Origin of the sequence: Nostoc sp. JL31 (assembly GCF_017114965.1) — a bacterium.
GTDB lineage: Bacteria > Cyanobacteriota > Cyanobacteriia > Cyanobacteriales > Nostocaceae > Nostoc > Nostoc punctiforme_A.
Window position 1 is genome coordinate 105,186 of sequence record NZ_JABXKO010000044.1, and the last position, 10,962, is coordinate 116,147.

9 protein-coding genes are annotated in these 10,962 nt (G+C 42.9%); 6 read left to right on the forward strand and 3 right to left on the reverse strand.

Annotation, left to right across the window (positions count from 1 at the left end; translation table 11 throughout):
• The first annotated feature begins 76 nt into the window (after nt 1–76).
• The 4 genes from HWQ43_RS10695 to HWQ43_RS10710 all read left to right on the forward strand — a co-directional run bounded on the left by HWQ43_RS10695 (nt 77) and on the right by HWQ43_RS10710 (nt 5,427).
• Nucleotides 77–1,363, forward strand: coding sequence for a cation:proton antiporter (locus HWQ43_RS10695; protein ID WP_292732801.1), 1,287 nt, complete (start codon nt 77–79; stop codon nt 1,361–1,363).
• A 449-nt stretch (nt 1,364–1,812) separates the two neighbouring features.
• Nucleotides 1,813–4,002 carry a cation:proton antiporter gene (locus HWQ43_RS10700; protein WP_292732803.1) on the forward strand — a complete coding sequence of 730 codons (2,190 nt, stop codon included), beginning with the start codon at nt 1,813–1,815 and terminating at the stop codon, nt 4,000–4,002.
• A gap of 4 nt (nt 4,003–4,006) precedes the next feature.
• Nucleotides 4,007–4,489 carry a hypothetical protein gene (locus tag HWQ43_RS10705; protein WP_292732804.1) on the forward strand — a complete coding sequence of 161 codons (483 nt, stop codon included), beginning with the start codon at nt 4,007–4,009 and terminating at the stop codon, nt 4,487–4,489.
• A gap of 107 nt (nt 4,490–4,596) precedes the next feature.
• Nucleotides 4,597–5,427 carry an AMIN domain-containing protein gene (locus tag HWQ43_RS10710; RefSeq protein ID WP_292732806.1) on the forward strand — a complete coding sequence of 277 codons (831 nt, stop codon included), beginning with the start codon at nt 4,597–4,599 and terminating at the stop codon, nt 5,425–5,427.
• Nucleotides 5,428–5,579: 152 nt separating this feature from the next.
• On the opposite strand, the gene HWQ43_RS10715 is transcribed toward HWQ43_RS10710, so the two are convergent.
• Complete coding sequence (locus tag HWQ43_RS10715) at nt 5,580–7,499, reverse strand: transketolase C-terminal domain-containing protein (RefSeq protein ID WP_292732808.1); 1,920 nt, start codon at nt 7,497–7,499, stop codon at nt 5,580–5,582.
• A gap of 296 nt (nt 7,500–7,795) precedes the next feature.
• Between HWQ43_RS10715 and HWQ43_RS10720 the strand changes: the two genes are divergently transcribed.
• Nucleotides 7,796–8,560, forward strand: a complete 765-nt coding sequence (locus tag HWQ43_RS10720) for a DeoR/GlpR family DNA-binding transcription regulator (protein ID WP_292732810.1) — start codon at nt 7,796–7,798, stop codon at nt 8,558–8,560.
• Nucleotides 8,561–8,679: 119 nt separating this feature from the next.
• On the opposite strand, the gene HWQ43_RS10725 is transcribed toward HWQ43_RS10720, so the two are convergent.
• Complete coding sequence (locus tag HWQ43_RS10725) at nt 8,680–9,219, reverse strand: DUF3172 domain-containing protein (protein WP_292732812.1); 540 nt, start codon at nt 9,217–9,219, stop codon at nt 8,680–8,682.
• A 356-nt stretch (nt 9,220–9,575) separates the two neighbouring features.
• On the opposite strand from HWQ43_RS10725, the gene HWQ43_RS10730 reads away from it, so the two are divergent.
• On the forward strand, nt 9,576–10,403 hold the full coding sequence (locus tag HWQ43_RS10730; protein WP_292732814.1) for an ABC transporter permease: 828 nt from the start codon (nt 9,576–9,578) through the stop codon (nt 10,401–10,403).
• Between the two features lie 8 nt (nt 10,404–10,411).
• On the opposite strand, the gene HWQ43_RS10735 is transcribed toward HWQ43_RS10730, so the two are convergent.
• A complete protein-coding gene (locus tag HWQ43_RS10735) occupies nt 10,412–10,921 on the reverse strand; it encodes a hypothetical protein (RefSeq protein WP_292732816.1) in 510 nt (169 codons plus the stop codon).
• Nucleotides 10,922–10,962 lie beyond the last annotated feature (41 nt).

The window sequence follows — 10,962 nt, forward strand, 5'->3', positions numbered from 1 at the left end:
ATATATGAGTAAAACAGGACAAACTTTAGAGTCTAGGGAGATTCTTCAATGCAGAGACATAAATTAAGGAAGTGCAATGTCAAATTTTGATCTGGTTATTCAGCTATTTCTGCAACTCACAGTTATTTTAACCACTTGTCGCATTGTCACGATTATAGGACGCCGCTATCTTGGTCAAACCGATGTTGTTTGCGAAATGATCGCAGGTGTAATGCTAGGGCCATCACTTCTAGGATTGATTGCACCAGATTTTCAGCAATGGCTATTTCCTAAGCTTCCCATCATCACTGCTGTCGGACTCAAAATACCCAATCCATCGATGTCGATTTTATATGCTATCAGCCAGATTGGGTTAGCAATTTATATGTTTTTGATTGGTTTAGAGTTTAATACCAAACTCTTAAAGCATCATATTAAAAGTGCAAGTTTGCTATCTGCGGCTGGGATTATCACTCCTTTTATTTTAGGAGCGATCGCATCTTTTTGGTTTTATCACAACGGTGATTTCTTTCAACCAAAAGTCATGCCTTGGTCAGCTGCTTTGTATCTGGGTGCGTCGATGACAATTACAGCTTTTCCAATGTTAGCTCGTATTCTTTACGAACGCGGTCTTGCACAAACTCGCTTCGGTACTTTGGCTTTAGGTGCAGCATCGGTAGATGATGCAGTTGCTTGGTGTTTGCTAGCGATTGTGCTGGCTAGCGTGAAAAATTCTTTAAGCATAGCCATATTAGCAATTGGTGGTGGCATTTGCTATGTACTATTTGCGATTTTTCTCGGACAACCTCTACTGAAAGCGTTTACACGCATGACAAAACGCCAAGGTGTGAACAGACAAACGCTGACTTTAATGTTGATAATTTTGATGTTTTGTGCATGGTTTACTGATGTTACAGGTATCTATGCAATATTCGGTGCTTTTGTGTTGGGAGCAGTGACACCACGGGGAGAATTCGCCCAACAAATTCGCCAATATACAGAGTTTTTAACTACTTCTTTTTTGTTACCAATATTTTTTGTCTTCTCTGGACTAAACACTCAAATTGGATTGGTAAACACGCCTACTTTATGGGGAGTGACGCTATTAATTATTGCGCTCGCAATTCTCGGTAAAGGTGTTGCTTGTATGTTGGCTGCAAAATTAGCGGGAGAAAATTGGCGCGAATCTGCAACTATCGGCGCTCTGATGAATGCGCGTGGTTTGATGGAGTTAATCATCCTCAATATTGGTCTGGAACAAGGTATAATTACCCCAACTTTATTCACTATAATGGTTATTATGGCAGTCATTACTACCCTGATGGCATCACCACTGATTGCCTTCTTATTGCACGGTACAAGCTATGAGAAATCTTCTAATTAAGCAAAATTAAATATCAGATTAATTAAGTATCTAGTACCATGACCAAGCTAGTTTTGAGGGTTTGTAGTAAGTACTTTAGGACTGAGCAAATTAAGGACTAAAGTCCTTACTACGAACTTAATTACCTGGGAATTTAAATTTTACAGACTACTAGTAATTGGGTAAATTTCTCTTCTTTGACTGCTAATTTATTTGTAGTGGCGATTAAGTAATACTACAAACTGACTCCCTATTAACTCGCTTTATTGCTATCGTTAATTCGGAAGTTATTCGAGATATAGCTCCTTAAATCATCAGAATTCATGTTTCACGGCTGCAACTAAATCGTAACAATAATTAATATAACAACGAAGCACAAATTACTCTTAGTTGTATCTAACAAGCTTGACATTTTGCAGTCTTTTAAAGAATTATCTTAGGGAAACCAGATAGTTAATTTTGAGGAAACCATGCACATAGTTATTCTCGTTCTGGTTGAGGTGCTGATTGTTATTGGGCTTTCACGGCTAGTAGGGCTAGCATTTCGTTCTATTAAGCAACCGCTAGTCATTGGTGAAATTGTCGCCGGAATTATGCTCGGCCCATCTTTGTTTGGTTTAGTTGCTCCCCATCTAGCAGTTAGCTTGTTTCCACCAGAAACTTTTCCTTTTCTGAATGTTTTGTCTCAGGTGGGATTAATATTTTTCATGTTTCTGATTGGGTTAGAACTAAATCCCAAATACCTCGGCGGACAATTAGAAGTAGCAGTTTTAACTTCTCATGTCAGCATTTTGGTACCGTTCTCTCTAGGAACATTGCTAGCGGTGATCCTTTATCCACTAGTTTCTAATGCAAGTGTATCATTCACCGCCTTTGCTTTATTTTTGGGAGCGGCGATGTCGATTACTGCCTTCCCAGTGTTGGCGAGAATCATTACTGAAAACAATTTACAAGGAACGCGTTTAGGAACGTTGGCGTTAACTTGTGCAGCAGTGGATGATGTGACAGCTTGGTGTCTGTTGGCTGTTGCGATCGCAGTTGCGCGAACTGGTGACTTTGCTGGTGCTATACCCACAATTATCGCCAGCATAGTTTACATCGGCTTGATGTTGACAGCCGGTCGTTGGTTCCTGCAACGCCTTGCCAAACACTATCTCCGTGCGGGACGACTCAGCCAATTGCTGCTAGCTGGGATTTATATGGGCGTGGTTGCGTCAGCACTAATCACTGAACTAATTGGGATTCACTTAATTTTTGGAGCATTTTTGCTGGGAGCAGCCATGCCCAAAAATGAAGATTTAGTCAGGGAATTGGCAGTGAAAACGGAAGATTTTGTCCTAATTTTCTTGCTGCCCATATTTTTTGCCTACAGTGGTTTAAAAACGCAAATTGGCTTGCTCAACCGTCCCGAATTGTGGCTTTTGTGTGGGTTGGTTTTAGCTGTGGCGATCGCAGGCAAGTATGTTGGTACTTATGTAGCAGCGCGTGTCAGTGGCATTAGTAAACGGGAAGCCTCGGCACTTGGTTGGTTAATGAATACTCGCGGCTTAACCGAACTGATAGTGCTAAACATTGGTTTAGAGTTAGGGGTAATTTCCCCCTTAATATTTACCATGCTGGTAATTATGGCATTGGTAACTACCTTCATGACCTCGCCACTGCTGGAATGGACATATCCTAAAAAGCTGATCAGGTTAGATGTGGTGGAACCAGAGTTAGAAGCACAAACAGCTGCAAGCGCTACTGATGCCGAAACTTACATTCGTCCCTACCGGATTTTGGTGCCTGTGGCGAATCCGAGTACCCAAAAAGGCTTGGTACAGTTGGCAGCAAACATTGCCCTCAACTCCCGATCTCCGGCTGTTGTAAACCCTCTGAGCCTGATTGAATTTGAAGAAGATTATGCCTTTGAAAGTACGCCAGTTGAAGCAGACCGATTAATTGCCCAGCGCCGCCAGCAGCTAGAAGAATTGATTAATACTCTCGAACCAGTAGAAACACGCTCTCATGTGCATCCCATTATTCGCATATCTAGTAATGTTGCACGGGAAACTGCACAGATTGCCGCACTCAAACAAGTTGATTTAATTCTTGTGGGATGGCATCGCCCAGCTTTTAGTAGCAACCGCTTAGGTGGAAGAGTTGGTCAAATGCTCACTACTGCGCCAGTTGATGTTGCAGTGTTTGTGGATAGAGGAAGCGATCGCTTAGAAAGCTTGTTAGTGCCTTATTCGGCAAATATTCATGATGATTTAGCACTAATAATAGCTCTGAGACTGCTAATTAACCGTGAAACTTGTATATTACAGGTTTTGCAGGTTGTACCCGAAAATCAGCTTAAGGATGAATTGAGTTATGAGTTAAATACGATGATGGAGCAATTACCGACTAGTGTACGCGATCGCATCGAAATCAAAATTGTCCAAGCTCCAGATCCAATCCAAGCTGTAGTCGAAGCCTCAAAAAATGTAGACCTAACAATTGCAGGCACTAGCCGCACTTGGGGTATCGAGCGTCAAACCTTGGGAAGATATACAGATCAACTAGCCATTCAATGTTCTTCTTCCCTGCTGATCGCTCGCCGTTACAGTCAAGTCACCGCTCATCTGGCTTCCATGCTTCCTGATGTTAGCAGTCAAGAGCCAACACTTAGGAGTTGAGAACATGAATCATTTCAACTTCAAATCTTTAGCTTTTTACGGAGTAGCAATAATTTCAGTGCTACTGTTGTTTAAAACTGTCAGTGCTTACGGAGAAAACAAACTCAAGGCTCCTCCGCCAGTTAACGGTCGCTATCGTCTAACCCTAGCGGAGAATTTGCCTAACTGTGAAAAATCGGATACTCTGACGTTAAACATTCAGCAGTCAGGTATTTACTTAAATGCCTCTGTATTACCGGCAAACGCTAACACCGACACTGACGAAAAGCACTCTCTGGCAGGCATCTTCAGAAATCAACAATTAAATTTATCTGGGAAAGTTGGTAAATCAATCCTTTGTAATATTCCTTACCCCCAAAACGATCCTCTAACCTCAGTCACAATTCAAATGCAACTTGTGGATAAAGGTAATATGACAGGTCAATTAACCGTAAATGGTATTCCACAAACTCTGAAATTTACTGCTGTGCCTCAAAAAGCTAATTGAATTGGGGGATTGGTAGAGACGCGATTCATCGCGTCTACGGGATTGGAAGCGCGAAGTAAACAGCAATGTAAGTGCATTGTATGGGTTTTATGGAGCAAATAAAAATAATGGATCAGGTACTAAAAACTAAGCAATCTTACCAATGGGGCAAGCAGTTATTTAGCATCAGTATATTAAGTTTTTATGCAGCGATCGCCCTCGAAACTTTCACTACTGCTGCTACACCAGGGGCAAAGCTAAATAATTGGCGTTTTTCTCCCAAGACACAGCAACTCGAAATCACTCTCTCAGCAGCCACAACCCCTCGTTATTTCTACCTGGCCCAACCCTCTCGTTTGGTTGTAGATTTACCGAATACTAAGTTGGGCAAAGTTAGCACGCAACAAAATTATTCTGGAGCAATCAAAAGCATTCGCATTTCTCAACTCAACGCCAACGATACACGTATTGTCTTAGATTTAGCAGCAGGGACTGTTTTTAACCCCAAAAAGGTACAACTGCAACCCGTTTCTCGAAAAAACTCCACTCGCTGGGTATTACGTCCGGTTATTTCTGGTAAAACTACCGCCGTAAAATCGGGAAATTCCCCTCCTTCAGCCAAGAAACAACCTCAAACACTCCAAAAGCCGCCTAGTAACTTACCCGTAACTACTAACCCACAATCCCCCCCACTCACAGCTCCGCCTCCATCCAATGAACTGCCCTCAACAATTACTACTAACTCAGGGCAACCTTTTGTCACCGTACCCCCTTTAACTCCAAATACATCCTCTCAACAACCTGCTTTGAGTCTTCCCCCTGCTTCTTTCCCAAATCAACCCGGCAATTTAAATAACATTCCTCCATTCGGGATGTCGGAATTTCCAGTTCCAACAATCCCCAATGATCCTGAACCCCAGGTAATCGAGTTTGGTCAACCTTTACCTAAAACTAAATAGAAAATTGGGAATTGGGCATGAAAAAGAGGCAGAGAGGCAGAGGGGCAGAAGGGAAAAACTTACTGCCACTTCTCCCCTGCTCCCCTGCTCCCCTGCTCCCCTGCTCCCCTGCTCCCATGCTATGCCCTATGCCCTATGCCCTAATAAATGAATTACTTTCCTCCAACTAACTCCTTCACCTTGTTGATGATGCCGACTGGATCGATACCTTGATATGGGTACTGTTCCCACAAACCGCCGCAACCTTCTTTATAAGTTCCAAGATGGGCATATTTGGGAGTCAACCCCCGCTCTAGTAGCCAAGAGCCGAAACGACTACCTAAGCCAGTGCGACGGTTGAAGGGTTCTACTACAAGCACAAAAGGAGCATTACCAACTTTGGTAATCATTTCTTCATCAATGGTGTTTAAAGTTGTTTTGTTAATCAAACCAACGTCCAGTCCTTCTTGTTTCAGACGCTCTACAGCATCAACGGCACGGTAGAGAGCATCGCCAAAACTGATAATGTAGCCTTGCGTCCCTTCTCGTATAACCTCATCTTTACCAGGAACAAATTTGTAGCCATTTCCAAAGAAGTCATTGCCGTTGCTGTCCTGAATATTGGGGACTTTGGAACGGGTGGAGAAAATAAACCGCAGTCCAGGCTCAAAAAACACAGCTTCTACACAAGCTGTCATTTGATTATTATCTGCCGGAAAGTACAACTGTGTTGGGTAGCCATCATCCAAGCCATTGTCGGCAAACATATTATTTATACCAAAGTGGCAGCTGTTATCTGCCATATCATCTATACCCGCATGGGAAAAATGACACAGAACATTGGAATCGTTCAGCCGTGCCATCGTGATTTCTGAGATACACATTTCTAAGAAGGCGCTGAAGGTCGCAAAAATACCTTGCTTGCCCTTGTCCATCCCGAATCCAGCCGCAGCAGAGAAGTTGCTCCGTTCCATAATCCCGGAGGAAATAAATATTTCTGGGTATATTTCATGAATTGTCTTCAAACCGCAGGAGCCTTCTAGGTCGCTATCAATGACCATGACTTTTTCTTTACGCTCCGCCTCATTCATGCGACTGAGGACACCCACCACGGCTTCACCAAACACATTACGGTTAGCGCCCCATTTGTCGCTGGAACCCAGAAATATATATGTTTGCTTGGGTTTCTCAATACTTTTAAGGTATTCGACAGCCGCAGTTTGTCCGCGAGATTCTAGATACTTAACTGCTAAATCTACAGGAATTACATCATGACCATGAGTGGAGCCTTCTAAACCTTCAATACCAGGACACATCGGGCGTTTATTGATAATAGCGATCGCTCCGGGAGTATTTACAGCTTCGCAAATACGATGGTATAAATCGTCTAAGTCTTCGCCGTCTCCCGGAAGTACTTTCAACCCGTGCCCTTCTAAGGTTTTGGCTACGCTGAAACCAGGTAAATATTTAGAAGGATGTCCAGCGATCGTGACATCATTATCATCAATGAGCAGCTTGACGTTGAGATGTTGAGCAACAGCCAAGCGAGCAGCTTCAGCATCGTTGCCTTCTTGCTGCGAGCCATCAGAACCGAGACAGAAAACAGCCTTGCCTGGATTCGCCATTGCCACACCATTGATGTAAGGCCAAATATGACCCAGGCGGCCAGAACTAAATTTCACACCAGGAGTTAGTTTTAGTTCCGGGTGTCCCGGTAAATTGGAATGTGCTTGCCGATAACGTAAAAGTTGCTCGGCAGGTAAATCACCATGCAATGTTGCCATCAGATATTGAGTGGCAACTCGATGTCCTGCCTCATCAAAGAAAATCGGTACAAATTGCTCCGATGCTCCCCGGAAAAAGGCATCGAGAATCATTACCTCTGGCACTGTATCGTATGGCCCCCCAGTATGACCGCCGACTCCGCTAGCAGCGCCAGTCGCTGTAAAAAAGACGATCGCATCCCGGCAGAGTTGAATATTCGCTTTTAGAGTCTCTCGCTGTTGGGCGGTAAGGCTGGAATTTGCTGGATTGAGCGCTAAAAATTGGTAAGCACCGAGATCAATCGGAAATTGGGTATTAATAATAGTCATGGTTTATTGATTGAATAAAAAACAATTTGAACAGATGGGATGCGCGATCGCACTACAAAAAAAATTGTTAAAACCCCGATTGGGCAACAATTATCCAAGCTCAAGCCAACCACTCGGAACCATTGTGGAACCGTGTGATTTCATCAAATGCGAAAATCAATACATTCAATTGTGCATGAATGTGCTTGAATTCAATTGAAGTTACGGATTACCGTACAAAAACTTGCATATCAATAAGTATAAACTCACAAACGTGCAATTTCAAGCCCAAAAACGCATTTTCAGGAAAATTAATTATGCTAACTGCTGAACGACGACAATTCATCTTAGAAATTCTGCGTCGTGATAAAAAAGTACTTTCGACAGAACTTAGTACTGTTCTCAAAGTTTCTGAGGATACGATTCGGCGAGATTTGCGAGAACTGGCAGAAACGGGACTATTGCAACGCGTTCATGGGGGAGCGCTCCTCAAATCTCCAGCCACCGCCAGTTATGCCGATCGCCAAAAGCAAGCGCCAAAAGAAAAGGAAGCGATCGCTCGGACAGCAGCAAAATTAGTTTGTACAGGCCAGGTGGTGATTTTAGATGGAGGTACAACAACTCTCCAAGTAACCCGTCATTTGCCCCTAGATTTGCACGCAACAGTGATCACAAATAGTCCGCCAATAGCAGTTGCTTTAGCAGAACATCCCCATATAGAGGTTGTGATGTTAGGTGGACAACTCTACAAAAAAGCTTTGGTGAACGTGGGTACTGTCACAATTGAGACATTACGGATGATTCGTGCAGATTTGTGTATGTTGGGAGTTTGCAGTTTGCATCCAGAAGTTGGGATTAGTGTACCTAACCTCGACGAAGCCCACGTCAAACGAGCCATGATTGCTGGCTCGGCTGAGGTAGTAGGATTAGTGACAGCAGAAAAATTAGACACGGCTGCTCCTTATCTAGTGGAGTCGATTCATGCCCTGACTTACCTAGTAACAGCACCAACAGTATCTAATAATATGCTGAGTGCCTACAAAGCTTTAGGTTTGACAATTATCCGTGATGAGTACGAGTGATCTGATTTTGAAGATGCGATCGCTGGGGATTGGGGAAGGGAATAGGGTACAGGTTAGAGGGTACAGATTAGTCCCTGTTACCTGTCACCTGTCACCTCTTCCCTAACCCCAATGCCAAATCAAAATCTATCCGTTTCTTGAGGTGTTCCAACTGCTCCCGGTTGAGCCGTGAAGAAGTTTTGAGCAGCTTCATTCTGATATATACATCTAATATCAGGTTTGTCACTGTCCAAGTTACCTGTGAAACCAAAGGTGTTCAGGCGATTTTTGCAATCTCTAACCTGATCGGATGTTACTAGCTTACGTTGCTCTAAAAGCGCCCAGTTATTTTGTCGGATCACGCATCCAGGACGCATACTAGGCTGGGCAACATACACATTAAAGGGGTTGAGAGTGACGAACAGTCTAGCGTCCATCACCATCGCGCTGGCTCCGTACTGCACACAAATTTCAGGGTTTGGTGCTTTGGTGTCTATAAATTCACGGGAAGCTACGTTTGATGGGGCCAATGTGGTTGTAGAACTAAAAGCAATGCCAATCCCAATTCCCAAAATCAACACCCCTCCCATAATTGCGATGGTGGTGAAGTTAAATAGAGGGGATTGGAAAATAGAGGGTTTAGAAGTAGTAGCCGGTCTACCAGTAGATTTGCGTCTCATTGTTGCTTAATCACCTTCACGCCGATTTGGGAGGGAGTGGTCTAAAGTTTTTTCTCCCTCTTTCAGTATGCCTATTCTTGACTGTAATTGCCTGTGATTTTCTCTGCGATATTCTTGTTAAATGAGAAAAATACTAGTTTATCTAGATATTGGGACAAAATTTTAATACTTTTAATTATTATCAGATATAGCTAATCTACTTTTCACAATTGATATAGTCAGAATGCTTAAACTATCTAACTTTTGTTATTAATTTCCCATTTCTCGGATGAGATATTTTTGTTACCCCTAGTAATTGATGTGTAAAACAATGTAAATTAACATTTAATGAAATTTTAATAACTAATTGAAAGCAAGTGACATCTCAAAGAGCGCTATCTTCGGGCAAGAGGTTCAAAACTTCGCAACTTCAAATCTTCCTAGCTGATAGTCTGACTATTTTTTGGGGAGATTGGTTAGATTTACGCGTAAGAATCCTACCAGTTGCTGCATCAGGTTTAATATCCCCACTGATATATATTTTAGCTTTTGGCTTGGGTTTGGGTAGTTCCATCAAACCCGGTTCGGGAATTAGTGGTAACTATGACAACTATTTGGAATTTATATTACCGGGAATGGTGGCGCTGTCGTCGATGACGGTTAGCTTTGCTGGAACGACATTTTCAATTTGTGGAGACAGACTATTTACCAAAACCTTTGAGGAATTGTTGTTAACTCCCATAAATCCCTTAGCGCTCTACATCGGTAAAATGCTGGCGGGAGTCGTGCGGGGTTTGATGACTTCCGCTTCCGTGATTTTGGTAGCGCTGCTGTTGACAGGAAACTGGAATTTTCTCAACCCACTGTTTTTACTGTTAGTGGTGCTCAATTGTGCGGTATTTGCTGGATTAGGGGTAATTGTAGGGTTGAGTGTGCGATCGCTCGAATCAGTCGGACTCTACAATAATTTTATCATTATCCCCATGTCGTTCTTAGGAGCGACTTTCTTTGACCCTGCTACATTACCAGCGGCTCTCAAAGTTGTAGTTTACCTGCTGCCACTAACTTACGCCAGCATTGGATTGCGTGCAGTTGCTCATTTACCCTTGTCTCAGTTTCCTTGGTACAGCATACCGATTTTGTTGGCGATCGCGATCGCTCTTTCTCTCTGGGGCGGTTATAAATTTGCTCATCAACAAGATTAAAGCCTTGATTACAACTTGTGCTTTAACTGTTGAATTTTCTGTAAAACTTTTTCCCGATGCTGCGTCAGCTTGATCCATCGTGGTAGGCGACTAGCAAGACTGCCATTGTGCCAGCCTAATGAGTCATCTGGCAAGCGTTCTCGCAACCTTGATTGAACATAGCTTTCCAGGAAGTTCAAATGAGCTTCATTATATGCCCATAGCAATTGACCGCAACAAGAGATTTGTAGCCACAGGGGCAAGCCAAAAAAATGGTCTAGTATTCCATCGCTGGAATTTCTTTTATCCCTGTAATTGTTCTGCCACAGTAGCAATGCAGCTTTTCGATTGCCATCCTTTGACTTTTGTTTTGTATAGCTACAGTGCTGACAGGTAATTCTTTTGATGGAACTGAGATTTGATTGCTCAGAGTTGACAGTCAATATCTTGGCAATGCGATTGCATTGGGGACAACATACTAAAATTTCTTGCTCAAAATCAGAAAGTCGTTTGCCATAGTCTCTAAATCTTATAACCATTTCACTCTAGACAATTGGGGAATGGGGAATGGGGAGTAAAA